The sequence below is a fragment of the Rhizobium skierniewicense Ch11 genome, from assembly GCF_023757665.1.
Taxonomy (GTDB): Bacteria; Pseudomonadota; Alphaproteobacteria; order Rhizobiales; family Rhizobiaceae; genus Agrobacterium; species Agrobacterium skierniewicense.
In genome coordinates this window covers 229259-255602 of the sequence record NZ_RXPG01000005.1, presented here as the reverse complement: position 1 = coordinate 255602, position 26344 = coordinate 229259, and the positions used below count along the sequence as shown (strand labels likewise).

Genomic DNA, 26344 nt, shown 5'->3' with positions numbered 1-26344 from the left:
GACCTCGATGTTCATCGCGCCGCCAGAGCCGAAAACCAGCCGTAAAATCGCAGAGATGTATGAAAACGCCAGGGATACCCACGGCTATCTGCCGAACATGTATCAGGCGTTTGGGCATCGTCCAGAGGTGATGGAAAGCTGGAGCGCGCTTCTGGTCAGCCTGCGCGGCAATATCGAGCCGAGACGATACGAACTGGTGACGCTGGCTGCTGCCCGGGAACTACGCTCATCCTACTGTATGCTGGCTCACGGGGCCGTTCTGGCCAGAGAAGGTGTCTCCGGCAGCGAGCTGGAAGCAATCATTGATGGTGGCGACGACGCGCCCCTCGATGAACAGGAACGGGCCATCATGGTTTTTGCGACCAAAGTTGTACGCGATGCAACCTCGATCACCCAAGACGATATCGACATGCTGAAAACACATGCTCTGACTGACGCTGAAATATTCGACATCGTCGCAGCCGCCGCCGCGCGTTGCTTCTTTTCGAAGACGCTCGATGCGCTGGGAACGTCGCCAGACCAAGCCTATGTCGACAGGCTTGGTCCGCAACTCTCGGAAAAACTCGCCATGGGCAGACCGATAGAGCAGGACGCCTGAGCGCCCCACATTTTCTCCGTCAGGCGGCGGCTTTCGCGTTCAGCGTTCTCGCGGACTTGATCTGCACGAGCGTATCCAAGTTCTGGTTCACGCGGCAGTAGAACTCTTCATCGATGAACGGACGCAACATGAAGTCGTTTCCGCCAGCCTTCAGGAAACGCGCGGACAGAAGCCTGTTGGTTGACGAGGAGACGCCGATGATGCGCAACTCGTGCGAGCCGCGCATGGTGCGGATACGACGTGTGAGCTCGAAACCATCGATGTCGGGCATGTTGTAATCCGTGACCACCAAACCAATGTCAGGATTGTTCTTGAGAATCTCCAGCGCCTTCGCACCGCTTTCGGCGAGGCTGACACGGAAATTGTAGCGCTTCAGGCGGCTGGAAAGAAGAGCGCGCGCTGTCGGGCTATCGTCGACGATGAGGACGTGATGGCGATGGTTGGTGAGGAACCTGCAAACCGATTCGGTCAGCATATCGACCGCAAATACATTGTCCTTGAGGATGTAGTCGACAACTTCCTTGGTGATGAGTTTTTCGCGCGTGTCTTCATGAAAGGTGCTGGTGAAGACGATCGTCGGGATCGAGAGATCGACAAGATACTCTAGAGCCTCACCGTTTTCCGCACCGGGAAGATTGATGTTGGAGATTGCAAGGGTGACTTCCTCAGAAGAACGCTCGTAGCACTCCTGCAATTCCTCGAAGTTACGGCAAACCTCGACGCTCAATCCAAGTAATTCCTTGAGGCGTGCGCCGATCATCTGGGTAAAGACATTGGAATCCTCAGCAAGCAATATCCGTGTGTCGTGAAATGGCACGCCAGCATACTGCATGCCTGTAATTCCCAGAAAATTCATAATACCCCCAAAACTCTTATAGCCTTGGAATGCAATATAAATGCAGGTGTTTTAAGAACAATTAATTGCGGAATTGACGTTTGAGCTATGGTTACCTTTTGGCAAATGAGAAAATTTCGCTCACGCCCTCATCAGCTTGAGTGTTTTCATGACTTTTTCAAAGTCATAGGGCTTTGAGAAGAAGATGCTGCGATCTGGCAAATCTTCGTCATCCGGTCTGTAATGACCCGAGGTAAGAACTATTCCCAGGGGCACGATGCTGCGTCTCGCCCAATTGGCGAGAGCAACGCCGTCCATTTTTCCCGGCATATCCACGTCCGTGAAGAGAACCTTGATGTCTGGGCGGGCCTGCAGGATTTCGACAGCCTCATCCGAATCGCATGCCTCGATCGCATCGAAGCCAGCGTCTTCCACGAGATCCACCGCCATCATGCGAAGCAGCGGGTCATCTTCTACAACCAGCACAACGTGTCTGGCGATTGGATTTCTCTGTCCCATGGATCAAACCACCTGTTTTCATACACGAGTGTCGTGTTCCAAATTGAAACGATTACCCTTGGGTTGAATAACGCAGTGGCAGAGACACGGTTCCTTCGAAATGCGCGGAATGACCCGGAATTGCGGGCTTTTGTCACCGGCAGCGCATGTGATGCCGATCTATTTTAGTGCTAATATCCTTTACACAGAACGGGTTAGTCCACCGTCTACACGCAGGTTCTGGCCGGTTATATATCCCGCGCCATCGGACGCTAGAAATGCGACAGTCGCCGCTATTTCCTCGCTTTTTCCATAGCGTTGCATCGGCACCATGTCCCGGCGCTCATCGTGCGCCGGGAGGCTATCGATCCACCCCGGCAGGACGTTATTCATGCGAACATTGTCAGCGGCGTAGGTATCCGAGAATATCTTGGTAAAGGCTGCGAGGCCCGCCCTGAAGACAGCCGACGTGGGAAACATGTCGCTGGGCTCGAACGCCCAGGCCGTCGATATGTTGATGATGGCTCCTGACTTTTGCTGCACCATTGTAGGCGCCACAAGGCGGGTCGGACGGATGACATTCATCAGGTAGACATCAAGGCCTGCATGCCATTGCTCGTCCGTAATATCGAGTATCGGCGCGCGGGGACCGTGTCCTGCACTGTTTACAAGGACATCGATGCGTCCAAACGTTTCGAGCGTCAGATCGATCAGTCGTTGTAGGTCGTCAGCGGATTGGTTCGAACCTGTAACACCAATGCCACCCAGTTCAACAGCCAGGGATTCACCCTTGCCTGACGATGAGAGGATCGCGACCTTGTAACCGTCATCCGCCAACCGCTTGGCAACAGCGGCCCCCATGCCACTGCCACCTGCCGTTATCACCGCCACTCTCTCGTGCGTCATCATACTCTCCCATTGTTATCGGGAAGAGCCTATCGTCATTTACTGATAAGTTCGAACCAAAATCACTTGTGACAGAGTTCAACAAAACTGCACGCGGTTCGAAAACCTATTTCAGCCAGCCCCCGATACGCCCGACGGCTTCCGCAATGTCCGACTCCGAACCCGCATAGGAAAAGCGCATGGCACGATGGCCCTCGACGGGATCGAAGTCGAGGCCAGGGGTAGCGGCGACATCGATTTCCGCCAACATCAGCTTTGCGAACTCCATACTGTCGTTTGAGTAGCGGCTGACATCGACATAGGCGTAGAACGCACCGTCCATCGGCGACACCAATGGCAGCCCAAGCTCCGGCAAACGGCTCAGAAGAAAGTCGCGGTTGGTGCGATAGCTTTCCTTATAGACATCGAGCTCTTCCTCGGCAGAAAAGGCAGCAGTCGCGGCGAGCTGTGAAAGCTCTGGTGCCGAGATATACATGCTCTGCGCCAGACATTCGATCGGACGGATCAGCGTTTCCGGCAGAACCATCCAGCCGATGCGCCATCCGGTCATGCAATAGTATTTCGAGAAGGAGTTGATAACCACGGCGTTATCGCTGATCTCGACGGCACTCGTCTCCTCCCCCACGAAAGTCAGTCCGTGATAGATTTCATCCGAGATGAACGTGATATTGCGGCTGTCACAATAGGTAATCAGCCGCTTCAGCGCCTCGCGTCCGGTCACGGTTCCTGTGGGATTTGCAGGACTTGCCAGAAGCACGCCTTTGAGCTTGCGCCCCGCTCTGGTTTCTGCCCGCTCGAGGCTCGCTGGTGTCAGCGTGTAGCCCGTCTCGGCGGTAACCGGGACTTCAACGACCGTCAGACCCAGTGCTTTGAGAATGTTGCGGTAGGCTGGATATCCAGGGCGCGCGATGGCGACCGCGTCCCCCACATCGAACAAGCCGAGAAATGCCAGATTGAAAGCCGCAGAAGATCCGGTTGTCACCGCAATGCGTGCGGGATCGATGATCGTTGCGTGGCGTAGCCTGTAACTCGTTGCGATGACCTCGCGCAATTCACGCAAACCCAAAGCATCGGTGTAGCCAATCCGTCCGTGCTTCAAAGCCGCCTCTGCCGCGTCTAGCGATGCCTTCGGCGCCGCATGGGATGGCTGGCCGACAGCCATGGAAATAACGGGGCGTCCCGCCTGCCTGCGTCTGTTCGCTTCCGCCAGAACATCCATGGCATGGAATGGCTCAACCGCGCTTCGCTTGGACAAGGTAATCAAAAATATGCTCTTTCCTGGTATGCCACTGAAAGATGTGCCGCATTATCCCGGCCTTCACAATGACAAGATCGCAACGGAGAAATTTAATTTGCGATATGCCATTTGAATTAAATTAAGGTAATGGCGTGAGGTAAGACATCACACCTGGCCACGACACGACGAGGACCCCATGGCACTTTCCATCAAATCCACAGCCCTTGCCTGCGTGACGGCCCTTTCGACGCTTTTCATCTCCCTGCCCGCGTACGCTCTCGATGATCAGCAGAAGAAAGAGTTCGGCGCGTTCATCAAGGAATACCTGATCGAGAACCCGGAAATCATGCTGGAGGTCCAGGATGCTCTTGAGCGCAAGCAGTACGAAACGCGCAACGCCAAGGCGGCCGATGCGGTTGGAGACAACCAGAAAGCCATCTTCGCGTCCAAATATGATCTGTCTATCGGCAACCCCAACGGCGATGTGACGCTGGTCGAGTTTTTCGATTACAATTGCGGCTATTGCAAACGCGCGATGGGGGACGTGGATACCATTCTCAAAACAGACAAGAACGTCCGCTTCGTCCTCAAGGAATTCCCCATTCTCGGACCCGAATCGGTGGAAGCCCACAAGGTATCGAACGCCATAAAGCTGATCGCACCGGCGAAATATCCCGAATTCCAGCGCACGCTGTTGGGAGGTTCCGGCCGTGCCAACGAAGCAAGCGCCATCGAAGTGGCTGAAGCGCTCGGCATAAAGGAAGCAGATATCCGTAAATCCATGGCTGAAAACTCCAACGATGCACAGGTGAAGGAAGCCTACCAGCTGGCGACAAGTCTCGGCATTACCGGAACCCCCTCCTACATTATCGGCAATGAGGCCGTGTTTGGCGCCGTCGGCGCCGTGCCACTCAAGGAAAAAATTGACAATATGCGCAGCTGCGGCAAAACGACGTGTTCTTAAATAACGCCCCAAACCGGTCATAAAGACCAGAAGATTAAGGACAACGGGTTGTTTGAGCGCTTCGGGGCTTTTCCTTCGTGGTCGTGCGGTCTATAGGTGGCGCTGATTTTTTGACGGAACGGCAAATGAGCAACACAATTTTCGTCCTCAACGGCCCAAATCTCAATATGTTGGGAAAACGGGAGCCCGGCATTTATGGCGGCAAGACGCTGAAGGACATCGAAGCCGACTGCGTGAAGGCTGGCGAAGAGTTGGGCTTTATCGTAGAGTGCCATCAGTCGAACCATGAAGGTGCTCTGGTGGACCTTTTACATGAGGCTGGCGAACGCACCGTTGGTGTCGTCATCAACCCCGGCGCCTATGCACACACGTCCATTGCGTTGCATGATGCGATACGCGCGATCTCTGTTCCTGTGCTGGAAGTCCACATTTCCAACATCCACGCACGCGAGGAATTCCGCCATAAATCGATGATAGCGCCCGCCGCAAAGGGAATGATTTGCGGCTTCGGGCCATATGGCTACATCATGGCGATCAACGCTTTGAAAAACATCACGGCATAAAGAAACAATCAGAAATAGGGTTTGTCATGTCTGAAAAGAAACACGGTATCGACAAAGAACTGATCCGCGACCTCGCGAACATTCTCAACGACACCGACCTTTCCGAGATCGAAGTCGAACAGGACGATCTGCGCATTCGTGTTTCGCGTGCAGCACCGGCCGCACCGATTTATGCGACCGCACCGCAATATGCCCCTGCCCCTGCCGCCGCGCCCGTTGCGGCTGCACCGGCCGTTGCACCTGGCACAGCAGCACCTGCAGCCCCCGCCCGCAACCCGGCCAACACCGTGACATCGCCGATGGTCGGTACCGTTTATCTCTCGTCGGCCCCCGGTGCGCGTCCGTTCATCGAAGTCGGCGCAACGGTCAAGGAAGGCCAAACGCTTCTGATCGTTGAAGCCATGAAGACCATGAACCAGATCCCGGCTACAAAATCCGGCAAGGTCACGGAAATCATCGTCAACGACTCGCAACCCGTAGAGTATGGTGAAGCCCTCGTGGTCATCGAATAAGGGCTGATGTCATGGTATCCAAGATCCTCATCGCCAATCGCGGCGAAATCGCCCTTCGCGTGCTGCGCGCCGCCAAGGAACTCGGCATTCCAACGGTAGCCGTGCATTCTACGGCCGATGCCGATGCCATGCATGTCCGCCTCGCAGACGAAAGTGTGTGCATCGGCCCGCCGCCTTCGCGTGACAGCTATCTCAACATCCACCAGATCGTTGCGGCCTGTGAAATCACGGGTGCAGATGCCGTTCACCCCGGCTACGGCTTCCTGTCTGAAAATGCCAAGTTTGCAGACATTCTCGACGCGCACGGCATCACGTTCATCGGACCCACTGCGGACCACATCCGCATCATGGGCGACAAAATTACCGCCAAGCAGACTGCACAGGAGCTCGGCATTCCCGTCGTTCCCGGTTCAGACGGCGAAGTGAAGCCTGAAAACGCGTTGGAAATCGCCCGCACGATCGGCTTCCCGGTTCTGATCAAGGCGACAGCTGGCGGTGGCGGACGCGGCATGAAGGTCGCGAAGGACGAGTCGGAAGTCGAGGAAGCCGTTTCGACAGCCCGCTCCGAAGCACTGGCCGCTTTCGGCAACGATGCCGTCTACATGGAAAAGTACCTCGGTAAGCCGCGCCATATCGAAGTACAGGTGTTTGGCGACGGTGAAGGCAAGGCCATTCACCTCGGTGAGCGCGATTGCTCCTTGCAGCGTCGCCATCAGAAGGTTCTGGAAGAAGCCAACTCACCAGCGCTCACCGTCGAGCAGCGCATGAAAATCGGCGAAATCTGCGCCGATGCCATGCGCAAGCTGAAGTATCGTGGTGCTGGAACCATCGAGTTCCTGTATGAAAATGGCGAGTTCTATTTCATCGAAATGAACACGCGCCTTCAGGTGGAACACCCGGTGACCGAAGCCATCACCGGCATGGACCTTGTGCAGGAGCAAATCCGCGTCGCCTCAGGCCAAGGCCTTTCGGTCACGCAGGATGAAGTAAAGTTCAATGGCCACGCCATCGAATGCCGTATCAACGCCGAAGACCCGCGCACCTTCGTGCCGTCTCCGGGGACGCTGACCTACTTCCACACGCCCGGCGGTCTTGGCGTACGCGTCGATTCGGGCGCCTACCAGGGTTACAAGATCCCGCCATATTACGACAGCATGATCGGCAAGCTGATCGTGCATGGTCGCAACCGCGATGAATGTATCCGTCGCTTGATCCGCGCACTGGACGAGTTCGTGGTTGACGGTATCAAGACAACCCTTCCGCTGTTTCAGGACCTTCTTCAGAACGAAGACATCTTGAAGGGCGACTACGACATTCACTGGCTGGAAAAATACCTGGCCGGCGACGCGAAGTAAGACATGGGGCGGCGCGGCAGAAATAACGATATTGACGTCGACATTCTGCTGCGCGCCTATTCTATCGGCCTGTTTCCCATGGCCGATTCGGCAGATGATCCGGAACTGTTCTGGGTCGAGCCGGAAATGCGCGGTATCATCCCGCTCGATGACTTCCATATCTCGAAAAGTCTGGCCAAAGCCATCCGTAAAAGTCCGTTCGATATCCGTTTCGACACCGATTTCGAAGGCGTGCTTGCGGGCTGTGCAGAGGAGGCCGACGATCGGCCCAGCACCTGGATCAACGCGACGATCCGCAAACTTTACACTGAGCTCCACGAGATCGGCCACGCCCACAGCGTCGAAGCGTGGGACGGTGACGAGCTTGTCGGCGGTCTCTACGGTGTTTCGCTGGGCTCAGCCTTCTTCGGCGAAAGCATGTTTTCCAGACGCACCAATGCCTCCAAAATTTGCCTTGTCACTCTGGTCGAGCACTTGCGCGAAAAGGGCTTCACTCTTCTTGATACTCAGTTCACAACCGAGCACCTGAAGACCTTTGGCGCGATTGACGTGCCAAAAGCGGAGTATGCGAAGATGCTCGAGCCTGCGGTCAATCGCCCAAGCGTTTCATTCTGATTCGTTGAATTTATTTGCTGGCCGATGCTGGCGCGGGAACGTCGGATTCCTGCTTGCAGCCGGTCAGCCATACGTCATAGATCGGGTGTTCTACAGCGTTCAGACCCGGGCTGTCCGCAAACATCCAGCCGGTGAAGATGCGCTTGATCTTACGGTCCAAAGTGATTTCATCGACCTCGATGAAGGCATCGATATTCTGCGCTTCGGTATCATCACGGGAATAGCAGACCTTCGGCGTCACCTGAAGCGCACCGAACTGCACCGTTTCGTTCAGGTACACGTCGAACGAAGTGATGCGGCCGGTGATCTTGTCGATACCGGAAAACACCGCGACTCGGTTTTCGATACGGGCAGCGGATGCAGGAGAGACGCTTGCAACAACCGGCAACAGCGCAAGCAGCGAAACAGCCAGTGCACGCAAAGACGTGTTTCGCGTGAAATTTCCCATGTCGAACCGTCTCCAGAAAGATTTTCCGCACCACGAGTGCGGCTTCAACGCCTAAAGGCGGAATGTGGCAAAAGCGGGTGACTTGCCACTCAACATGCAAGGCCGATTACGATGAAAGAGCTGGCACTCGTAGCTCGTTATCAGCTACCGGGCGTCCAGGCATCATAGTCACCCGTTACGCGTGGACGCTCGCCTGCGACAGCCAGAGAACCCTGTGGGCGATAGGCCTGAGATGTGCCGGTCAGGTTGGGCTGATGCGGCTTTTGCCATTCGCGGACCGTGTAGCTTTCCTGGCTTGGTGGCGTATCGGTTCGGTAATGCATCCAGCCGTGCCAGCCTGGAGGAATGGCAGACGCCTCTGCGTAACCATTATAGATGACCCAGCGCCGTGGCATGCCCCAGGATGTGGTTCCGCCCTCGTAATAGGTGTTGCCCAACTCGTCCTGTCCAACCTTCTTTCCGAAGCGCCATGTGTGAAAGCGCGTTCCGATGGTCTGGCCGTTCCACCAGGTGAAGATTTGCGTCAGGAGAGTCTTCATTATCCGTTCCTCGGGCTTGAGTGCACCGCAGCGATTTGATGTGCGCAGCACGGCACAAGCTTATGCCGCCCCGTGCGTCGATTGTCCAGTATTTCCCGTTTCGGTCTCTGCTATTTCAGTTTCATGCTGAACCCGAAATGCCGTTTATCGAACCCTAGCCGCTCGTAAAAGCGGTGCGCATCGAGGCGCATCATGTTCGATCCCAGCTCGATCGTTTTCACACCGCGCTGCGCAGCATCCTCGATACAATGACGGATCATGATAGCACCGATGCCGCGACCGCGCATATCAGCCCGAGTCTGAACCGCTTCGATTTTCATCGTCACAGCACCACGACCGACGAGCTTGGTCAATATCACGGTCTGAAACGTACCGACGACCTCTCCATCCAGTTCCGCCACATAAAGCGTCTCATTGGAAGACACCTCAATGGCGTGAAAGGCCGCCAGATAATCCGGGGTTGCAGCTTCTTCCACCGTGTCACCGTGGCCGCCCACATCATCAGCGGCAAACATCGCGACGAGATGAGGAAGATCCGTTTCTCGCGCAAAACGGATGATGAGATGGTCCAGCGCTCCGGTCATCGGGCCAGCGTCTTTTCCATGGCGATCCCTGGCAGACCCTCAACCCCGGCCATGCGCTCCACTCGATCAACCTCGACGAAACCCAGCCCTTCATAAAAGGCAATGGCAGCGATGTTTTTCGGCTCCACCTCGAGACGCATGATCTCCGCGTCGGGAAAACACGTCTCAAGCTCTGCGAAAATATCGCGCCCCACGCCTTGCCGCTGAAAATGCGGATCGACATAGAGCTGATGGAGCAAAGCCGTTTTCGACATCTTGGCCGACATGGCAGCGTAGCCCATGCCGCCAATCCGCTTTCCATCATCCGCCACCAGAAACTCACCACCCTTTTTCTGCACACGCTCTTTCATCGCTGCCGGAGAATGCCATTGGGTAATCAACTCACTGACCCGCGGCGCTCCATAGATCGCATCGAAGGTGGCATGCCATGTGCGGGCCAAAAGCGCCCTCACCGGCTCGATATCGCGTTCGCTGGCTGTGCGAATGAAGAACACCATGTTCACTCCATCTCAGAATGAAAAAGCCGGGAGGAACCCCGGCATTATCGATACTCGACGTCATCCTCGACTTACCCCAGGGATGACGGACAAAAGGGTTTGGGGCGTTCTCGTCTGCTCGATAAAATTGCCCAACAGGCGAGCCCTATTCCTCGATACCCAACTTTGCTTTCACGAGTTCCTGCACGGCCTGTGGATTTGCCTTGCCGCCGGTGGCCTTCATGACCTGACCGACGAACCAGCCAGCCAATGTCGGCTTTGCCTTGACCTTCTCAACCTGATCCGGGTTGGCAGCAATGATCTCGTCGACGGCCTTTTCAATGGCGCCTGTGTCCGTGACCTGCTTCATGCCCCTGGCATCGACAATCTGCGCCGGGTTGCCGCCCTCGTTCCAGACGATTTCGAACAGGTCTTTGGCGATCTTGCCGGAAATGGTGTTGGCCTTGATGAGATCAATGATGCCGCCGAGCTGATCGGCGGACACAGGTGTCTCTTCGATACCCTTACCGGACTTGTTCAAGGCACCCAGCAGGTCGTTGATAACCCAGTTTGCAGCAATCTTGCCATCGCGGCCTTCAGCGACCAGCTCGTAATAGTCAGCAATCGCCTTCTCCGAAACGAGGATCGACGCATCGTAGACGGAAAGGCCAAGCTCGTTGACGAAGCGCGCCTTCTTGTCGTCCGGCAATTCGGGCAGATCCCGGCTCATCTTCTCGATGAAGGCATCGTCGAATTCCAATGGCAGCAGATCAGGGTCCGGGAAGTAGCGATAGTCGTGCGCGTCCTCCTTGGAGCGCATGGAACGCGTCTCGCCCTTACCGGGATCGAACAGCCGTGTTTCCTGATCGATACTGCCGCCATCTTCCAGAATGGCGATCTGGCGACGGGCTTCATATTCGATGGCCTGACCGATGAAGCGGATCGAGTTGACGTTCTTGATCTCACAGCGTGTGCCGAACTCGTCGCCCGGCCTGCGAACGGACACGTTCACGTCGGCGCGCATGGAGCCTTCGTCCATGTTTCCATCGCAGGTACCAAGGTAGCGCACGATGGAGCGAAGCTTCGTCATGTAGGCTTTCGCCTCGTCAGACGAGCGCATGTCGGGCTTGGAAACGATTTCCATCAACGCCACGCCCGAACGGTTCAAATCGACGTAGGACATGGTCGGATGCTGGTCGTGCATCGACTTGCCCGCATCCTGTTCCAGATGCAGGCGCTCGATGCCGATTTCGATGTCTTCGAAGTTGCCCTGACGATCCGGCCCGAGCGAAATGATGATCTTGCCTTCGCCGACAATAGGGTCCTTGAACTGGGAAATCTGGTAACCCTGCGGTAGATCGGGGTAGAAATAGTTCTTACGGTCAAAGATCGAGCGCTTGTTGATTTGCGCCTTCAGGCCAAGCCCCGTGCGCACGGCCTGCGCCACGCATTCCTCGTTGATCACGGGCAACATGCCTGGCATGGCTGCATCCACGAGCGAAACATTGGAGTTCGGCGAATTGCCGAAGGTTGTGGAGGCACCGGAAAACAGCTTGGAATTGGAGAGGACTTGCGCATGAACCTCCATGCCGATGACGATTTCCCAATCGCCGGTCGCGCCGGGAATGAAGCGTTTCGGGTCTGGTGTGCGCACGTCTACAAGGGTCATATCAAGCTCTTAAGATACGGAATTTCTGTCTATGGTGAGGTAGAACAATTGCCACCGAGGCGCAAGGCTTGTCGCACTGAAGGCGGAGAGCGCCAGGATCGATTGGAGTTGAATACGGAACTTTTACAATTTTCAACTTCACTCACGATATGATGATCCTCGTCTCGGCCCTCGCGGCATATCTCGCCTTCAATATCATCGTCTTTCTGATTTATGGCTGGGACAAGAAAGCAGCCAGACGCGTTGAATGGCGCGTGCGTGAGAGCGTGTTGTTGTGGCTCGCATTTCTGGGCGGTAGCCTGGGCGCGGTTCTGGCGCAACAGCTGCTGCGTCATAAAACCCGCAAACAGCCCTTCCGAACCTATTTGATCTCGATCATCGTTCTGCAAGTCGTCCTGTGTGGCTCTCTTGTCATAATGCCCCATTGGCTCGAAGCGGCACTCAGCACCGTGAATCAAAATTCGAAGCCGTAACCGTCGATTTCCGTATCAAGAAGTTGCTTTTGCAGGCCCACAGACTGGACTTCGCGATCCAGCTTCGTGGAATAGGTCATTGACAGCCAACTGACGCGGTACCCATGTTTGCGAAAAAATGAAACTGCCTGATCGTTTTGTGCATGACTTTCCAGCTTCGCGACGGGCAGGCCACGAACCACGATTTGTCGCTCGACTTCGTCCAAAAGAACTGCGCCTACGCCTTGCCGCTGGTAGACTGGATCGACCCAGAAATCTGTAATCGTCTCGTCAAAATTTTCGCGCGCGGCCCAGCCAACCACAACATCGGCCGCCTGCGCCAAAGTGATGCAACGCCATGACGAATGCGAGAAATTCTCGAACGACGCTCGCGCATTGTCACGCAGGACGTCCGTTATGCCAATCGCCGATGCGGCGTTCGCCCACGCTCGCAGGCCAATGGCAGCAAGCACGGTCGCGTCCCCCTCCCGCGCTGGGCGAATACTGAGCAAAATGCGTCTCCATGTGTGATCCGACCATAAAACGCGATCCCATGAAAAAAGCCACCGCCTTTTGGCGATGGCCTCTTCTCAATCCAGACGATATCGCAGTGATCAGGTCCGTTCGATGCGGATGACCTGCGGCTCGTTGACCAGATATTTTTCGCTCTTGATGGCTTTGACCGCCTTGCGGATCGCATCTTCCATCGTCGCATGCGTGACGAGAATAATGGTCTGTGGCCCGCCCTCGGTGTGAACACGCGAATGCTGGACGATGGATTCCAGCGAGATATTGTTTTCCGCCATCCGCGTCGCGATGCTGGCGAAAACGCCAGCCTTGTCCTTCACCGTCAAGCGGATGAAATAACCGCCCTCGTGGCTCTTCATCTTGGCACGCCGATATTCGCTCAGCGATTTCGCCGGACGACCGAGCACCGGCACCTGCTGAACGCCCGGACGGCTCTTGGCAATGTCAGCGATGTCACCCAAGACAGCAGAGGCCGTGGCGTTGCCGCCTGCCCCCGGACCGACCATCAGCAACTCGCCCAGAATATCCGATTCGACGGCCACGGCATTTGTGACGCCATCGACTTGCGCAATAACGGAGTCCAGCGGCACCATGGTGGGATGGACGCGCTGCTCGATGCCGGATTCGGTCACATGCGCCACACCGAGAAGCTTGATGCGATACCCCAGGTCAGACGCCGCCTGAATATCTTCGATGGTGATGTTGGATATACCTTCGAGATAAATGTCATCGGCCGAAATCTTGGAGCCGAAGGCCAGCGTCGTCAGGATCGCAAGCTTGTGGGCGGTATCGTTGCCCTCAATGTCAAAGGCAGGATCGGCCTCGGCATATCCCAGCCGCTGCGCTTCCTTCAGGCAGGCCTCGAAAGACAGGCCTTCCTTCTCCATCTTGGTCAGGATGTAATTGCAGGTGCCGTTCATGATGCCGTAAATGCGCGACACATGGTTGCCGGTGAGCGATTCGCGCAAGGCCTTGATGATGGGAATGCCGCCAGCCACCGCGGCTTCAAAGTTGAGCAAAGCGCCCTTCTCTTCTGCCATCACGGCAAGCTCGACACCATGTTTGGCCAGCAATGCCTTGTTGGCCGTCACGACATGGATGCCGCGCGCCAAGGCTGCCCGAACGGCCTTCTCGGCAGCGCCCGAGGCGCCCCCGACCAATTCGACAAAAACATCGATCTCGGCTTTTTTTGCCATGTCTTCCGGCGTATCAAACCAGGTGATACCGGCGAGATCCAGACCGCGATCACGCGAACGATCGCGTGCGCTGACGGCGATAATCTCGATTGCGCGTCCACAGGTAATCGCAAGTTCCTTGCTTCTCTGCTGGAGGATGCGCACGAGCGAAGAGCCGACGGTGCCGAGTCCCGCTATGCCGATTCTCAATGAATCTGCCATTGGTCTGTTCCTGATTTGCTGACGTGGAGAGGTGGCCTGAACAGGCCACCCGGTTGGGTGCCCTTAACGATGGGCGTTGAGCGAAACGACGTTGTGCAACGTATCGTCCGCGCTCGACAGGAAGCGCTTCAAATTGCGCGCCGCCTGACGAATTCGATGCTCGTTTTCCACTAGCGCGAGGCGAACGTAGTCGTCGCCCATCTCGCCAAAACCGACGCCGGGAGCAACCGCGATATCGGCCTTCTCCACCAGGAGCTTGGAAAACTCCAGCGAGCCGAGGTGACGGAATTTTTCCGGAATTTTCGCCCATGCGAACATGGTCGCGGCTGGAGGTGGGACCTCGAAACCGGCCTTTCCGAACGTATCGACCATGACATCACGACGACGGCGATAGACGCTGCGCACTTCGGCGATGTCGGAACCATCCCCGTTCAGCGCATGGGTCGCCGCCACTTGGATCGGCGTGAAAGCGCCGTAGTCGAGGTAAGACTTGACGCGCGTCAAAGCCGAAATCAGACGTTCGTTGCCCACGGCAAAGCCCATCCGCCAGCCAGGCATGGAGAACGTCTTGGACATGGAGGTGAACTCAACAGCGACATCCATCGCGCCCGGCACTTCCAGCACCGATGGTGGCGGGTTCTTGTCGTCAAAGTAGATTTCGGAATAGGCCAAATCCGACAACACGATCAGATCATGCTTCTTGGCGAACGCGATGATGTCCTTGTAGAAATCCAGCGATGCGACATGCGCCGTCGGGTTTGATGGATAATTGATGATCAGCGCCAGCGGTTTTGGAATGGAGTGGCGCACGGCACGCTCCAGCGGGCCGAAGAAGGTTTCGTCCGGCTCGACATTCATCGAGCGGATAACGCCGCCAGCCATCAGGAAGCCGAAAGCATGGATCGGATAGGTCGGGTTCGGGCAGAGAATGACATCGCCGGGTGCGGTGATGGCCTGCGCCATGTTGGCGAAGCCTTCCTTCGAACCGAGCGTGGCAACGACCTGCGTGTCCGGGTTCAGCTTCACGCCAAAGCGGCGGGCGTAATAGCCTGCCTGCGCGCGGCGAAGGCCCGGAATGCCTTTGGACGACGAGTAACGGTGCGTGCGTGGGTCTTGAACGACCTCACAGAGCTTATCGACAATCGCCTTTGGCGTTGGAAGGTCGGGATTGCCCATGCCAAGGTCGATGATATCGGCTCCGCCCGCTCGCGCGCTCGCTTTCAAACGGTTGACCTGTTCGAACACGTATTGCGGCAAACGCTTGACCTTGTGAAACTCTTCCATCTCTTCCTCGTGGACATGAGCAGTACTAGCGGCTCATAAAAACATTCGTTGTTTGGTTTTAAATACGACCGGCATAAACCCATCGGACTCGCACCGTTTATTGTAACGCATGCCGCACAAAACACGAATTGCTTTGTTCGGCTGGCCAAAGGCAGTAAAATCAGTGCCAACTCGGCAAAACCTGCATAACGCGAGTTTTTTCTAAAATGCAAGGCAAGCTGATGCGTTTGACGGCGCGCCCTTCCAATCAGCCGCGTTCGCCCTGCACAATTGCAGACCGGATGACCGAAAGCACCCGGTCAGGCTCGATATCGGTGCAGATGAGTTGGCTCGGATGCCCGTCCCAGTCTCCGGGTGGAAAACCGACGCCATCCGGCTTCTGGATCGTTTGCCCATCGGCAATCCCCCCGCACGCCACACGCACTGCGCCGCTGCGTGTTTTAAACAACTCGGGGTTCGTCAGATACACACAGGCGCAACTGTCATGCACCACCATGCCGTCGCCAGTGCGCTGATTGTAGAATTCGATATAGAACTGCGACAGGTCGGACAGAAGCTGAACGGGCGCGCCACCTTCCTTTGCCATCTCATCCATGAATTTTGATGTCATCACGGTCCGCGTGGTGACATCGAGGCCAACGATGATTACCGGCCAAGGCGCGGTAAAAACAACGTCTGCCGCTTCAGGGTCGCCATGGATGTTGGCTTCGGCCGCGGGGCTGACATTCCCGTTGATATCGAATGCGCCGCCCATGACGATCACATTCTTGACCATTGCGGCAATCTCAGGGTCTTCGCGCAGCGCCAGCGCAAGGTTGGTCATGCGGCCAACGGCAATCAGCGTCACCTCACCCGGGTTCGCCCTGACGGTCTCTATGATAAAGTGATGGGCCGAACGTGGATCCAGCGGCAGATCGATTTTATCGGGAACGCCGATATTGCCGAGCCCGTCATCGCCATGAATGAAGGTCGGCCAGTGACCTTCCGGACGGGATGGGTCGAAGGTAACGCCTGCGCCTTTGGCCACAGGAGCCGCCATGCCCCATTGCTGCTTGAGGAACAATGCATTTCGAGTCGTAATGTCAAGCGGCGCGTTGCCAAACACAGTGGTGACGCCGATCAAATCGATACCCGGATGACGATGGAGAAACAGGAGCGCCATCGCGTCGTCTATGCCGGGGTCGGTGTCGAAAATTACCTTGTGCATGCCATGTCCTCAAATTGTAATGCAGGCGGAATCGCCCAAACAACGGCGAAGCAGCGCGCGCACCATAAACGCCCGCACAAAGGACGCAATGCCTCTCGAGTTGCGACGGAAACCATTGCAAAGGTTGCCATTCAGTGACACAGAGCCGTCATCCCATTCATCCCTTCGTGGAATGCTCCCTTGCACGACATCGCCCTTCAGCTTTTTCTTATCCTGTTTCTCGTCGCCATTTTTGCAGGTTTCGTTGATTCCATCGCAGGCGGTGGCGGGTTGATCGTTTTGCCCGCCATGCTGATTATGGGGATTCCACCGCTTGAAGCGCTGGGAACGAACAAACTACAAGCCCAATTCGGCTCAGCCTCAGCAACGATTGCCTATGCGCGGAAAGGCCATGTGGACCTCAAAAAACAGTTTCCGATGGCGTCTATGGCGTTTGTCGGCGGTATTCTCGGTGCCCTGACGGCCTCCTACGTGCCGCCGGATATCTTGCGCGCCATCATGCCGTTTCTCCTCATCGCCATCGCGATCTATTTCGCATTCAAGCCCAACCTCAGCGACATCGATAGCCATCGCCGGATCACGCCTCTTCTATTTGGGCTCACCGCTGTCCCGCTGGTCGGCTTTTATGATGGAATTTTCGGGCCGGGCGCCGGCTCGTTCTATATGCTGGCTTTTGTCTGGCTGGCCGGTTTTGGAATGTTGAAGGCCACGGCACATACCAAGCTTTTAAACTTGGGCTCGAACTTCGGCAGTTTCCTGATCTTCACGGTCAACGGCGCGATTATGTGGAAACTGGGCATCGTGATGGGCTTCGGCCAGTTCATTGGCGCCCAGCTTGGGTCGCGTCTGGCCATGAGCAACGGAGCGAAGGTTATCCGACCCCTTCTGGTGATTTCATGCATAGCCATGGCCGCGAAGCTGTTGATGGATGCCGGTGCAATCGCGTGGGTTCGCACGGCGCTATCAGGTTTGACGGCAGGCTGAGGGATATCAGTTGTACTCTAACAGAGCGTCGGCGTTGATATCCTGAAGAACAACGACAGCGCCAAACACCTCGTTATTGGTACCTCGCAATGGCGTCATGCGGCAGCGTGTCGAAAAATTGTCGAAACTGCGGTGACCATGGTGGATGTAGTCAACCGTTGCGCCGTCGAAGCATCGGTCGAACGCTGCTTTCGCCATGTTGTTGAAGCTGTCTTCACCGATCAACTCGGAGACGTGGCAACCAATCAGTGACAATGGTGTTCGCTTCAGAAAAGATGCATTCGCCTGGTTGGCGTAGAGATAACGATAATCCCGCGTAATGACACCAATCCGATCCGGCAGACAATCGAGAATCGTCTCATTGAACAGCGGCTGCTCGGGCGCATTAAGGACCAGCGACTTTTTGCCCGATCCCGTTTGTGAAAAGCCGTCTTTATCTACAGAACCGCGCTGAAAATACCGATCGATCAGCATCGACATCGAGGCACTGCGACGCGTGACCATCGAACGATCCTCCGCTTCCTCACGAATAAGGCCGTTGAGGAACTGCAATTGCATATGCGCATCTTCACGCGTTTCAGCGCGGAAATTGAGAATGTTGGCAATGAGGGGCTCGAGTTCCCTGTCAAGCACACGCACGAGATCGTCACAACCGCTGGCGACAGCCTGCTTCAACTGCATGCATTTCAATGAAAAAGCAGCGAAAAAATCCTGCAGTTGAGCCTCCATTTCCGTCACTCCAATTCTAACCCTGGCAGCGTCTTTTGGCCAAAAACGTCTCGGAAACAAAAGATCATTGCCATTGACAAATGATCAGAGCACCGACCTTTCGAAGACGCAGGGCAATATATCCTCAAGAGAAAACAAAGCACCGAATTAAAATTCTCAATGCCGGATAACATGAACACTATTGGCGCTCAGTTGGTCAACACACTAGATTTCACCTACGATCGGATGAGGTCGATTAAAATTTATTATAGGACTATCTCGGTAAAAGCTGCACTCGATCTGCGGAAATAATTTTCACGACGTCAGCTTAAATACTGATAAGAATTTTAAAATATACTCAAAAAAAAGAATATTTATTTTCAATTTATATATCACAATATTTATGCCGAATAACAAAAAAAGTCGAAACGTGAAAAAAGAAGAAAATTGAAATGGATTTTTTCGCCAAGACGCTATGTCAAAAGACATAGCGAATTTTATTATGCAACCGCTCGGGTCCGACGGTCAGCCAGTTCCTTGACGATAATAATTGCGCCAACCAGTTTGTAGGATGGCGAATAGCAAGGAGACATCTCGTAAGAGCGCACCACCGTGGAGCCTTCGATGTCTTCTGCATACGTGTATTTCGCAGCTTCGCCTTTAAAGCAGGCATCAAGCTTTTCGCGGAGAGCCTGCTGAAAGTGTCGAATGCCGATGAATTCCGCGATGTGCTTGCCAACCATGTCATCGGTTCTTACATCGTAGCACAGCGCATTGAGGGCATTGGTGTAATTGATGCGGTAACCGGGAGATACAACGAAAACCCGCTCATTGAGATCGTCCAACCGGTCTTCGTCCAAAATGACATATGGACTCCAGCTGGCCGACTCGCCGTCTGGTGTCACACCATCATAGGGCAAACCAGCGCCGATGTACCGATCGACCAGACGACGGAGGAGCTCAGAATTGCGTTGGACGCATCCCGTGTCCTCGGCCTCGGCGTTCAAAAGGTCGATCGCGAAGCGAAACTGTTCGAGAACCTGGGTAGAATTCTTCGTCTTTTTACTGGTGATGTTTTCCAACAGCGAATCGAGTTCGCGGTCTAGGAACGACACTTTTTGGGCTTCATTGCGCTCAATGGCGCCCTTAAGCTCCGTGTATCGTTGCCAGAACAAGTCAATCAACGCTTTCAACCCAAATCCCTCCCGGATGACTGTTCGGCACTCGCACGTTCAAATACTCTCAGTCCCAGCAACGTAGTCCACATCATGATGTCATCCTGGAGTGACGTGACTTTGAACTGTCTACCCATACAAACTGGTGACAAAATAACACACGCGGAAGGTCTTTAACAAATCCCATAAATTGTGAAGAACAAAATACATTCACAATCAAGAGATGATAATCGCAGGGAATGCAAAGAACACCCGAGATTTACTCTTTAAGAGTGCCTTTGATGTGCCAGCGATCATGATACCACAGCCACTGACCAGGGTATTCTCGCACCCAACTCTCCACCTTGTCATTGAGCAGCTGGGCGGTCGCACGCACATCGACATTGCCCTTCTCGTCGTGTGGAATGTCGACCTTGGGCTCGATTTCCAGACGGTATCGATTGTCAGGCAAACGGATGCAGCGGGCCGGAAATACATCGCAACCAAATTGGCGTACCAGCTTTGCCAGCAATGGGTTGGTCAGCACGTCATGACCGAAGAATTGCGTCGGCAGGCCTTTTTTGAATTTCTGATCCACCAAAACGCCGATACCGCCGCCCTTCTCCAATTGACGCGCAAGCGCGAAGGAGGATCCGGCGTGTGATGGCACCAGATTGCCCATGCGCTCCTTGCGGAAATCGAAAATGCGTTTGGCAACGTAAGGATTGTTCGGCGGACGAAACAACACCGTCACATCCAGACCGTAAGCAGATCCCGCTACGGGCAGAAGCTCGAAGTTACCGGTATGCGCCGTGAACACGATGAACGGTCGCGGGTGGTCGCGAAGTTCCAGAAACGTCTCCGTTCCGATAACCTCGACGCGACCCGGTTCACTTTTCGTCGGATCGAAATCGAACAACCTGTCCAGAAAGACGTATTCAGCCGCCAGCCGGCCCATATTGCCCCAGCTATCCAGCGCGATTTCCAGATGTTCCTCTTGGGTCTTCTCTGGATAGGCACGTGCCAGATTGTAGAGCATAAGCTTGTGACGAGGCGTTTTCGGGCCGATCTTGCGGGCAAGCTTATCTGCAAACCGGATGGCCGGATCGGCCGGCAAGAGCTTCAAAAGGTTAAGAACGCTGAACGCAATTGTCGCATTCAGCCACTGGCGAAAGTTTTCGAGCGCCAGCACGACGCGCGTAATCAACATTTTCAAAAGGATCAATCCATCCGTAGGACGATTTTGCCGAAGACCTGACGGCTTTCCATCCGCTCCAGCGCCATCTCGATAGTATCGAAGGTTACTTCGGTATCGATGACAGGATGCACAAGGCCCCTCGCCATTTTCTGCATGGCATTCGCCATGTTTTCCATACGGCAACCGAACGAACCGAGCAGCTTCAGCTGCTGCTGGAACAGCATCATCAGATTGATTTCCGCAGAAACGCCCGATGTGGAGCCGCAGGTCACAAGCCGCCCGCCGCGCTTCAGACAGAACATAGAACCCGCCCAGGTGTCTTTTCCCACATGCTCGAAAACGACATCGACGCCCTTCTTCTTCGTCAGCTTGCGAACGACGCCTTCGAAACGGTCGACACGGTAGTTGATGACGTGATCTGCACCCAATGCCTTGGCGCGCTCGATCTTGTCATCGGAACCAACCGTGGTGATGACAATGCATCCCATTTTCTTGGCAAGCTGAATGGCGGCCGAGCCGATACCCGAACCACCCGCATGAATGAGGATCGTTTCGCCAGGCTGAAGCTTGGCATTGTCGAACAGCATATGCTCGACGGTGCCGAAGGTCACAGGCGCAAGAGCCGCCGCGACCGCGTCGATGCCGGGCGGTGCGAGAACGAGTTGACGAGCGGGAATATTGATTTTTTCCTGCGCGAAACCATCCAGATGGAAGCCGTGAACACCACCCACATTTTCGCAGAGATTGTCGCGACCAGCCACGCAATGGTGGCACCGGCCGCAGGTGCGCGCGCCATAGATGGACACAAGTTGACCCGGCAGGACGTTGGAGACGCCGGGACCGATGGCTTCAACGATACCAGACGCTTCCGCGCCGATCGTCAAAGGCATCTTGCGCTTGGCAAACGCCATACCGCGCCAGCCCCAGACGTCGATGTGGTTCAACGCCACAGCCTTGACCCGGAGCGTCACTTCGCCGGGCGCTGGTGCTTCAGGCTCTGGCAGTTCCACTCTCTCAAGCTTACGATCATCAACGAGTTGCAAGGCGCGCATAGTAAAAGTCCTTCGCCCGAAGGCGCTATAGATTTTGATGTGGTAAACCGCTTAAGCCGGTTCCCGCGTCATGACAAGGCTTGCGTTCTGGCCGCCGAAACCGAAGGAATTGGAAAGCACGGCGGTGACATCCGCATCGCGCTTGACATTCGGCACCACGTCCAGCGCAATCGTCGGATCAGGGTTTGTGTAGTTGATGGTCGGTGGAACGGTACCGGTCAGCATGGTTTGCAACGAGAACACGGCTTCCACGGCACCGGCGGCTGTCAATGTGTGACCGATCATCGACTTGTTGGAGGAAACAGGAATGGACTTCAACCCCTCGCCGAACACGGCGAGCATGGAACCATATTCCATCTTGTCGTTCTCAGGCGTCGATGTGCCGTGCGCATTGATGTAGTTGATGTCACCTTCGGCCACGCCTGCATCCGCGAGCGCCGCACGAATGCTCGCAATCGCAGGACCGCCATCTGGCGAAGAGCGTGTCCGGTGAAAGCTGTCGGCCTTTTCGCCAGCACCCTTGATGATGCCGAGGATTTTTGCGCCGCGAGCAACAGCAGTCTCAAGTGATTCCAGCACGAGTGTTGCTGCACCTTCGGCAATCACGAATCCATCGCGATCCTTGCTGAACGGCTTGGATGCTTTTTCCGGTGGGTCGTTCTGCGTGGAAAGCGCTGATAGCAGCGAGAAGCGGATCAGGGCCTCGGCACTGACCGAACCATCAGTTGCAACAGTCAGCGCACGGTCCGTACGCCCCTGCCGGATGGCTTCGACGCCAAGCTGAATGGCGGTGGCACCGGACGCGCACGCCGTGGACAGAGTGACAGGAAGTCCGCGTGTCCCGAAAAGGTCTGCGAGGCGCTCCGAGATCGCGCCGAAGAGGGCCGCTTCCTGAAACGCTTGATCTGGCCTTTCACGCAATGCTGCCATGAAGCGGTCATAGGCATCGCCAGGCTTTGCAGCGGGCGGCGACCGGTCGCCGAGTTCGAAACGAGCGCTCCATTCCGGTTCAATGGGCGGTGCTGCCAAAAACAGCGGGCCGTTGAAATCCCCCGACAGACCAGCCTGCGCCAGAGCTTCGATGGTCGTTTCCCGAGCAAAGGCAAAGGAACGTTCGACAGAATTGGGCTTGGGTATCTCGATGAAATCGACTGTGCCGCAAATTCTGGTGGAAAGATTGTCGGTGGGGAAACGGGTGATCTTGTGAATGCCCGACTTGCCGGACGTCAGCGCCGCCCAGTTGTCATCGAGCCCCTGGCCCAACGAGGTGAGAATGCCCATGCCTGTAACGGCAACGATGGGACGACCGAGGTGATCCCTGAAACTGCTGGATGCCATGGTGTCTACTCCTCACATATCTTTGGAAAGCACGGCAACGCCTTCGCCGCGAACATGGCCAACGGTCGTCACCACAGCCTGCGCTGCGGCAGATGTCATCGGCTTCTCAATGGAACCATCAAAAGCCGGAACTTTCGCATCAGCCTTGAGGGCAAGAGCAGCAAGCGCCAGCCCCAGCGGGAATTGCGCCTCAAGTCCATGGCCAGTGACACCACCAAAACCACGAACGGCGGCATTGGATAAGGCCTTTTGAAGAATGGCAGCTTCGCGACCCGTTATGGCGTCGTGACCGCTTGCGCCGGAAAAGACGACGGTGTCAGCAGCGTCGGTCGCTGGCGCAAGAAGCCGCTCCAGTCTCTGCTCGAACTTGCCGTCTTCACGCGCACCGCGATCACCTTCGATGCCGTCGATACGCGCATAGACCTTCGCGCCGCGCGCTTGTGCGTGCTTGCGTGATTCGAGAACGAGGAACGCACCGACCGAGCCAGTGATCATCCCACCGCCCTCACCGTCAGCGCGTGACCATAGCGGCTGCCATTCACCTTGCGCATGGGCACCGATGGCCTCGAACAGCAGCGTCATATCGGGACGTTCCGCGGCAAACGCACCACCGACCAGCGCATGGCTCGATTCACCGGAGCGAATGCGGTGAAACGCCGTCTCCACCGCAGAAATGCCTGCAGCCTCTTCACCCATGAAGGTTCGCGATGATCCCGTCACCTTGTGGACAATGGAAATGTTGCCAGCCATCAGGTTGGACAGCTGCGCCAGAAACAGCGTCGGTCGCAATTCGGTCGTCAGCTTTTCATTGAGCATGACTTCGCGGTCGTTACGCTTCAAACCTTCGTCCACAATCAACGTATCGACATTGATGTCACGCTCGCCGCCACCAGCGGCCACGATCATGTCCATGGTCCCACAGGCTTCCGCCTCATCTTTCAGACCTGCGTCGTCCAGAGCAAGACCCGCAGCGAAGACACCGAGTCGCTGCCAGTTTTCCATCTGACGCTGATCCTTACGCCCGATCTGGCTCGACCAGTCGATCTCCGGGAGCGGATGGATAGGATACGGCGCGAATTTTTCCGTTTCGATAATCGCGTCAGGCGCAGCGCTGGCGGACAGCAGCGCAATATGGGCATCGATACCGACACCATGACAGGTCACGATACCGACACCGGTAATTACCACATCATTGTCAGACTTCATCATCTGTCATCCTTCATCGCTGCTGGTCGCAGAGCAAAACAGGCCAGCTATCAAAGCGGTTAAAACCGCGCGTGCCATGCGGAATAATGCTCACGATGCGGCTTTGCAATGGCGAAGGCCCAAAGAGCCAACGCAATGCATGGATTTTCATCTTTTAAATGTCAGAAAAGGCAGCTCAAACGGATCGATCGGCTGCAATGGCGGCCATCAGGCCAATCTCTTCAGCGCGCTTCTTGACGATCGGTCCCAGCGGAATGTCGCTGAACGGCATGGTGCGCAGCTTCAACTGCGCATCGCAGACTTTTTTGCCAGCGGAGGTGATTTTAGCCTTTGTCACGGCAAAGCCCGAACCATCATGCTCCAGATAGGCCTCGATATCGAGGACGGCATTCGGCTCCACGAAGGTGCGCATCTTCGCGCCATCGACCGTCATCAGGAACGGCATGGCCGCAAAATCGGTCATCGCCAGAACGAGCATACCCGACGCTTGTGCCATGGTCTCGATGAGAAGAACACCGGGCACGAGCGGCATACCAGGAAAATGACCCTCGAACACCGGGCTCTGGTCAGGCACGACCGAACGCGCCCTCAACGTCCGCGCGGACCTGTCGATGGACTCGATGCGGTCGACCATCTGGAAATATTCGAGAAGCATGTATTGCCCATAAGAAGTTCGAGGATACGGATGCGTTTGGAATTGCTTTACAGCACAGCCAAAAAGCAGAAGCCCGCCTCACCGGCGGGCACGCATTGGAAAAAGCGCCGTGCCGCCCTCTCTGTCATCTTCGGGCTTTTCCCGAAGATTCAATCACGCCGCAACAACCGATCCGGTGCAGATGCTCGGGACGAGCCCGAGCATCACAGAGGGTTTGGTTCGCCTCATCGGCTGTCAAGCGCGCACGTAAACGAGCCTGTCAAATCAGCCCTTGGCTGCTTTCAACTCGTCAATCTTCGCACAGAGGTTCTTCAGAACGAAGTATTCCTCGGTCGAAACCTTGCCTTCGTTGACTTCCTGCGTCCACTGTTCAAGCGGAATCTTGATGCCGAACTCCTTGTCGATCGCAAAAACGATATCGAGGAAGTCGAGGCTGTCGATGCCCAGATCGTCGATCGTGTGGCTTTCCGGCGTAATGGTTTCGCGATCGATCTCGCTGGTATCAGCGATAATGTCTGCAACCTTGTCGAATGTAGCTGTCACGCCCATAATCCTTCGTGTGTCCTATGTATGACGCACCACATAGGCAAGTTGGGCAAAAAAGCCAATGGCCTCCTGAAAGATCATTGAATTTTCAAAGCAAAGTGTTGCCGAAACAGCAACGGAATGGCTGACACGACGTTCAGACGCTAGATCACACGGGTTGATATCGGTGATCAGCGGGCATGTCCCGTGTGGCTTGTCGGTACCGTCGGGGCTTTTGCCTGAGCAGGGTTGAACAGCGTCGCTGCAAAAATCACACAAACAAAAAAGCACTTCATCTCACGCTCTCCGGCGCTTAACGGACGTTGTTGTCCCTAAGCCGGATCATAGCGCGAAGTTGCCTCCATACGCTTAAGCAGCGCGGTTAGCATATCGTTTCGACACTCCGTCAAAAGACGGGCTGCCTGTTGACGATGCGTTAACCCGGAGATTACTGCGAAGGAGCGGGTGTAGACGTTGGCTGTTGCTGCTGCTGCAATGCACGAAGTTCCGCGACCTTACGCTTGTATTCCGACTCTGAAATCTGCCCCCGACTGCGAGCGGCGCCCAGTCTGCTCATGGATGCCTGCATGGAATCGGCTTCGGTGTTTTCCATCTGCGGCAGGGCGGCGGTCATTGGCTTTGCAAACGTCGGATAGGTGCCGGTGTCACGCTTTTGCGCCATGGGAGACGCATCCACCGTCTGTGGGCCGACCACCTGCGGTTGGGGGTGCGGCATGTTCGCTGGCGAAAGAACCGGCGCCAGTGGTTTGCAGGCGCCAAGCAGCGGCAAAAGGACGCCGCAAACCGACAGGATCGTTGCCGCTCTCACGCATTCCATACGTTTGCCCATTCCAATG

Annotated in this window: 30 protein-coding genes; 8 read left to right on the top strand and 22 right to left on the bottom strand. The window is 55.7% G+C overall.

Annotation, left to right across the window (positions count from 1 at the left end; translation table 11 throughout):
- Positions 1-7: 7 nt before the first annotated feature.
- Complete coding sequence (locus tag EKM04_RS04650; protein WP_183897382.1) at positions 8-598, top strand: carboxymuconolactone decarboxylase family protein; 591 nt, start codon at positions 8-10, stop codon at positions 596-598.
- 19 nt (positions 599-617) lie between these two features.
- Here EKM04_RS04650 and EKM04_RS04645 read toward each other — a convergent pair whose 3' ends face one another.
- The 4 genes from EKM04_RS04645 to EKM04_RS04630 form a co-directional block, all read right to left on the bottom strand.
- Positions 618-1454 carry a response regulator gene (locus EKM04_RS04645; RefSeq protein ID WP_183897383.1) on the bottom strand — a complete coding sequence of 279 codons (837 nt, stop codon included), beginning with the start codon at positions 1452-1454 and terminating at the stop codon, positions 618-620.
- A 120-nt stretch (positions 1455-1574) separates the two neighbouring features.
- Complete coding sequence (locus EKM04_RS04640; protein ID WP_183897384.1) at positions 1575-1952, bottom strand: response regulator; 378 nt, start codon at positions 1950-1952, stop codon at positions 1575-1577.
- A gap of 180 nt (positions 1953-2132) precedes the next feature.
- The gene (locus EKM04_RS04635) at positions 2133-2837 is read right to left on the bottom strand and encodes an SDR family oxidoreductase (protein ID WP_183897385.1); all 705 of its coding nucleotides are present in this window, start codon (positions 2835-2837) and stop codon (positions 2133-2135) included.
- Between the two features lie 106 nt (positions 2838-2943).
- Entirely contained in the window at positions 2944-4101 is a 1158-nt protein-coding gene (locus tag EKM04_RS04630; RefSeq protein ID WP_183897386.1) for a pyridoxal phosphate-dependent aminotransferase, read from the bottom strand.
- A 169-nt stretch (positions 4102-4270) separates the two neighbouring features.
- Between EKM04_RS04630 and EKM04_RS04625 the strand changes: the two genes are divergently transcribed.
- The 5 genes from EKM04_RS04625 to aat all read left to right on the top strand — a co-directional run bounded on the left by EKM04_RS04625 (position 4271) and on the right by aat (position 8083).
- The gene (locus EKM04_RS04625; RefSeq protein ID WP_183897387.1) at positions 4271-5038 is read left to right on the top strand and encodes a DsbA family protein; all 768 of its coding nucleotides are present in this window, start codon (positions 4271-4273) and stop codon (positions 5036-5038) included.
- 125 nt (positions 5039-5163) lie between these two features.
- On the top strand, positions 5164-5601 hold the full coding sequence (gene aroQ / locus EKM04_RS04620; RefSeq protein WP_183897388.1) for a type II 3-dehydroquinate dehydratase: 438 nt from the start codon (positions 5164-5166) through the stop codon (positions 5599-5601).
- Between the two features lie 26 nt (positions 5602-5627).
- Positions 5628-6113 carry an acetyl-CoA carboxylase biotin carboxyl carrier protein gene (gene accB / locus EKM04_RS04615; RefSeq protein ID WP_183897389.1) on the top strand — a complete coding sequence of 162 codons (486 nt, stop codon included), beginning with the start codon at positions 5628-5630 and terminating at the stop codon, positions 6111-6113.
- 11 nt (positions 6114-6124) lie between these two features.
- A complete protein-coding gene (gene accC, locus EKM04_RS04610) occupies positions 6125-7468 on the top strand; it encodes an acetyl-CoA carboxylase biotin carboxylase subunit (RefSeq protein WP_174153133.1) in 1344 nt (447 codons plus the stop codon).
- Between the two features lie 3 nt (positions 7469-7471).
- Complete coding sequence (gene aat / locus EKM04_RS04605; protein ID WP_183897390.1) at positions 7472-8083, top strand: leucyl/phenylalanyl-tRNA--protein transferase; 612 nt, start codon at positions 7472-7474, stop codon at positions 8081-8083.
- Between the two features lie 10 nt (positions 8084-8093).
- On the opposite strand, the gene EKM04_RS04600 is transcribed toward aat, so the two are convergent.
- The 5 genes from EKM04_RS04600 to gatB form a co-directional block, all read right to left on the bottom strand.
- Positions 8094-8531, bottom strand: a complete 438-nt coding sequence (locus tag EKM04_RS04600) for a DUF2155 domain-containing protein (RefSeq protein WP_183897391.1) — start codon at positions 8529-8531, stop codon at positions 8094-8096.
- A 140-nt stretch (positions 8532-8671) separates the two neighbouring features.
- Positions 8672-9070 carry an NADH:ubiquinone oxidoreductase subunit NDUFA12 gene (locus EKM04_RS04595; protein WP_183897392.1) on the bottom strand — a complete coding sequence of 133 codons (399 nt, stop codon included), beginning with the start codon at positions 9068-9070 and terminating at the stop codon, positions 8672-8674.
- A gap of 110 nt (positions 9071-9180) precedes the next feature.
- The gene (locus tag EKM04_RS04590) at positions 9181-9654 is read right to left on the bottom strand and encodes a GNAT family N-acetyltransferase (RefSeq protein ID WP_183897393.1); all 474 of its coding nucleotides are present in this window, start codon (positions 9652-9654) and stop codon (positions 9181-9183) included.
- Positions 9651-10148, bottom strand: coding sequence for a GNAT family N-acetyltransferase (locus tag EKM04_RS04585; RefSeq protein WP_183897453.1), 498 nt, complete (start codon positions 10146-10148; stop codon positions 9651-9653). Before EKM04_RS04585 ends, EKM04_RS04590 begins: the two co-directional genes overlap by 4 nt.
- A gap of 148 nt (positions 10149-10296) precedes the next feature.
- Positions 10297-11799, bottom strand: a complete 1503-nt coding sequence (gene gatB / locus EKM04_RS04580) for an Asp-tRNA(Asn)/Glu-tRNA(Gln) amidotransferase subunit GatB (protein WP_183897394.1) — start codon at positions 11797-11799, stop codon at positions 10297-10299.
- Positions 11800-11951: 152 nt separating this feature from the next.
- Here gatB and EKM04_RS04575 point away from each other — a divergent pair, with 152 nt between their 5' ends.
- On the top strand, positions 11952-12272 hold the full coding sequence (locus EKM04_RS04575) for a DUF1294 domain-containing protein (RefSeq protein WP_412762994.1): 321 nt from the start codon (positions 11952-11954) through the stop codon (positions 12270-12272).
- On the opposite strand, the gene EKM04_RS04570 is transcribed toward EKM04_RS04575, so the two are convergent.
- The 4 genes from EKM04_RS04570 to EKM04_RS04555 form a co-directional block, all read right to left on the bottom strand.
- The gene (locus EKM04_RS04570) at positions 12254-12763 is read right to left on the bottom strand and encodes a GNAT family N-acetyltransferase (RefSeq protein ID WP_183897396.1); all 510 of its coding nucleotides are present in this window, start codon (positions 12761-12763) and stop codon (positions 12254-12256) included. The two genes, EKM04_RS04575 and EKM04_RS04570, sit on opposite strands and share 19 nt — an antisense overlap.
- 102 nt (positions 12764-12865) lie before the next feature.
- On the bottom strand, positions 12866-14176 hold the full coding sequence (locus tag EKM04_RS04565) for a homoserine dehydrogenase (protein WP_183897397.1): 1311 nt from the start codon (positions 14174-14176) through the stop codon (positions 12866-12868).
- 63 nt (positions 14177-14239) lie between these two features.
- Complete coding sequence (locus EKM04_RS04560) at positions 14240-15460, bottom strand: LL-diaminopimelate aminotransferase (RefSeq protein WP_174153124.1); 1221 nt, start codon at positions 15458-15460, stop codon at positions 14240-14242.
- Positions 15461-15707: 247 nt separating this feature from the next.
- A complete protein-coding gene (locus EKM04_RS04555) occupies positions 15708-16667 on the bottom strand; it encodes a nucleoside hydrolase (RefSeq protein WP_183897398.1) in 960 nt (319 codons plus the stop codon).
- A 180-nt stretch (positions 16668-16847) separates the two neighbouring features.
- Here EKM04_RS04555 and EKM04_RS04550 point away from each other — a divergent pair, with 180 nt between their 5' ends.
- Entirely contained in the window at positions 16848-17651 is an 804-nt protein-coding gene (locus EKM04_RS04550; RefSeq protein WP_183897399.1) for a TSUP family transporter, read from the top strand.
- 6 nt (positions 17652-17657) lie between these two features.
- On the opposite strand, the gene EKM04_RS04545 is transcribed toward EKM04_RS04550, so the two are convergent.
- The 9 genes from EKM04_RS04545 to EKM04_RS04505 form a co-directional block, all read right to left on the bottom strand.
- Positions 17658-18380, bottom strand: coding sequence for a PAS domain-containing protein (locus tag EKM04_RS04545; protein WP_183897400.1), 723 nt, complete (start codon positions 18378-18380; stop codon positions 17658-17660).
- 479 nt (positions 18381-18859) lie between these two features.
- On the bottom strand, positions 18860-19552 hold the full coding sequence (locus EKM04_RS04540) for a hypothetical protein (protein WP_174153120.1): 693 nt from the start codon (positions 19550-19552) through the stop codon (positions 18860-18862).
- Between the two features lie 241 nt (positions 19553-19793).
- Positions 19794-20723, bottom strand: coding sequence for a lipid A biosynthesis lauroyl acyltransferase (locus tag EKM04_RS04535; RefSeq protein WP_412762995.1), 930 nt, complete (start codon positions 20721-20723; stop codon positions 19794-19796).
- A gap of 11 nt (positions 20724-20734) precedes the next feature.
- Positions 20735-21763, bottom strand: coding sequence for a zinc-binding dehydrogenase (locus EKM04_RS04530; protein ID WP_183897401.1), 1029 nt, complete (start codon positions 21761-21763; stop codon positions 20735-20737).
- 51 nt (positions 21764-21814) lie between these two features.
- Positions 21815-23101, bottom strand: coding sequence for a beta-ketoacyl-ACP synthase (locus EKM04_RS04525; protein ID WP_174153117.1), 1287 nt, complete (start codon positions 23099-23101; stop codon positions 21815-21817).
- A gap of 12 nt (positions 23102-23113) precedes the next feature.
- The gene (locus EKM04_RS04520; RefSeq protein ID WP_183897402.1) at positions 23114-24310 is read right to left on the bottom strand and encodes a beta-ketoacyl-ACP synthase; all 1197 of its coding nucleotides are present in this window, start codon (positions 24308-24310) and stop codon (positions 23114-23116) included.
- A 172-nt stretch (positions 24311-24482) separates the two neighbouring features.
- Entirely contained in the window at positions 24483-24962 is a 480-nt protein-coding gene (locus EKM04_RS04515) for a 3-hydroxyacyl-ACP dehydratase FabZ family protein (protein ID WP_183897403.1), read from the bottom strand.
- Between the two features lie 264 nt (positions 24963-25226).
- Positions 25227-25511 (bottom strand): acyl carrier protein, encoded by a 285-nt coding sequence (locus EKM04_RS04510; RefSeq protein ID WP_103088466.1) that lies wholly within the window; start codon positions 25509-25511, stop codon positions 25227-25229.
- Between the two features lie 424 nt (positions 25512-25935).
- Positions 25936-26337, bottom strand: coding sequence for a hypothetical protein (locus EKM04_RS04505; protein ID WP_234900289.1), 402 nt, complete (start codon positions 26335-26337; stop codon positions 25936-25938).
- Positions 26338-26344: the final 7 nt, after the last annotated feature.

Bases quoted from the DNA above. Each gene is read 5' to 3' on its own strand.
- EKM04_RS04635 (WP_183897385.1), bottom strand. From the start codon at position 2,837: ATGACGCACGAGAGAGTGGCGGTGATAACGGCAGGTGGCAGTGGCATG.
- EKM04_RS04515 (WP_183897403.1), bottom strand. From the start codon at position 24,962: ATGCTTCTCGAATATTTCCAGATGGTCGACCGCATCGAGTCCATCGAC.
- accC (WP_174153133.1), top strand. From the start codon at position 6,125: ATGGTATCCAAGATCCTCATCGCCAATCGCGGCGAAATCGCCCTTCGC.
- aat (WP_183897390.1), top strand. From the start codon at position 7,472: ATGGGGCGGCGCGGCAGAAATAACGATATTGACGTCGACATTCTGCTG.
- EKM04_RS04640 (WP_183897384.1), bottom strand. From the start codon at position 1,952: ATGGGACAGAGAAATCCAATCGCCAGACACGTTGTGCTGGTTGTAGAA.
- EKM04_RS04650 (WP_183897382.1), top strand. From the start codon at position 8: ATGTTCATCGCGCCGCCAGAGCCGAAAACCAGCCGTAAAATCGCAGAG.
- EKM04_RS04530 (WP_183897401.1), bottom strand. From the start codon at position 21,763: ATGCGCGCCTTGCAACTCGTTGATGATCGTAAGCTTGAGAGAGTGGAA.
- EKM04_RS04645 (WP_183897383.1), bottom strand. From the start codon at position 1,454: ATGAATTTTCTGGGAATTACAGGCATGCAGTATGCTGGCGTGCCATTT.
- EKM04_RS04590 (WP_183897393.1), bottom strand. From the start codon at position 9,654: ATGACCGGAGCGCTGGACCATCTCATCATCCGTTTTGCGCGAGAAACG.
- aroQ (WP_183897388.1), top strand. From the start codon at position 5,164: ATGAGCAACACAATTTTCGTCCTCAACGGCCCAAATCTCAATATGTTG.
- EKM04_RS04520 (WP_183897402.1), bottom strand. From the start codon at position 24,310: ATGATGAAGTCTGACAATGATGTGGTAATTACCGGTGTCGGTATCGTG.
- EKM04_RS04565 (WP_183897397.1), bottom strand. From the start codon at position 14,176: ATGGCAGATTCATTGAGAATCGGCATAGCGGGACTCGGCACCGTCGGC.
- accB (WP_183897389.1), top strand. From the start codon at position 5,628: ATGTCTGAAAAGAAACACGGTATCGACAAAGAACTGATCCGCGACCTC.
- EKM04_RS04545 (WP_183897400.1), bottom strand. From the start codon at position 18,380: ATGGAGGCTCAACTGCAGGATTTTTTCGCTGCTTTTTCATTGAAATGC.
- EKM04_RS04525 (WP_174153117.1), bottom strand. From the start codon at position 23,101: ATGGCATCCAGCAGTTTCAGGGATCACCTCGGTCGTCCCATCGTTGCC.
- EKM04_RS04510 (WP_103088466.1), bottom strand. From the start codon at position 25,511: ATGGGCGTGACAGCTACATTCGACAAGGTTGCAGACATTATCGCTGAT.
- EKM04_RS04505 (WP_234900289.1), bottom strand. From the start codon at position 26,337: ATGGGCAAACGTATGGAATGCGTGAGAGCGGCAACGATCCTGTCGGTT.
- gatB (WP_183897394.1), bottom strand. From the start codon at position 11,799: ATGACCCTTGTAGACGTGCGCACACCAGACCCGAAACGCTTCATTCCC.
- EKM04_RS04625 (WP_183897387.1), top strand. From the start codon at position 4,271: ATGGCACTTTCCATCAAATCCACAGCCCTTGCCTGCGTGACGGCCCTT.
- EKM04_RS04600 (WP_183897391.1), bottom strand. From the start codon at position 8,531: ATGGGAAATTTCACGCGAAACACGTCTTTGCGTGCACTGGCTGTTTCG.
- EKM04_RS04595 (WP_183897392.1), bottom strand. From the start codon at position 9,070: ATGAAGACTCTCCTGACGCAAATCTTCACCTGGTGGAACGGCCAGACC.
- EKM04_RS04535 (WP_412762995.1), bottom strand. From the start codon at position 20,723: ATGTTGATTACGCGCGTCGTGCTGGCGCTCGAAAACTTTCGCCAGTGG.
- EKM04_RS04560 (WP_174153124.1), bottom strand. From the start codon at position 15,460: ATGGAAGAGTTTCACAAGGTCAAGCGTTTGCCGCAATACGTGTTCGAA.
- EKM04_RS04575 (WP_412762994.1), top strand. From the start codon at position 11,952: ATGATCCTCGTCTCGGCCCTCGCGGCATATCTCGCCTTCAATATCATC.
- EKM04_RS04555 (WP_183897398.1), bottom strand. From the start codon at position 16,667: ATGCACAAGGTAATTTTCGACACCGACCCCGGCATAGACGACGCGATG.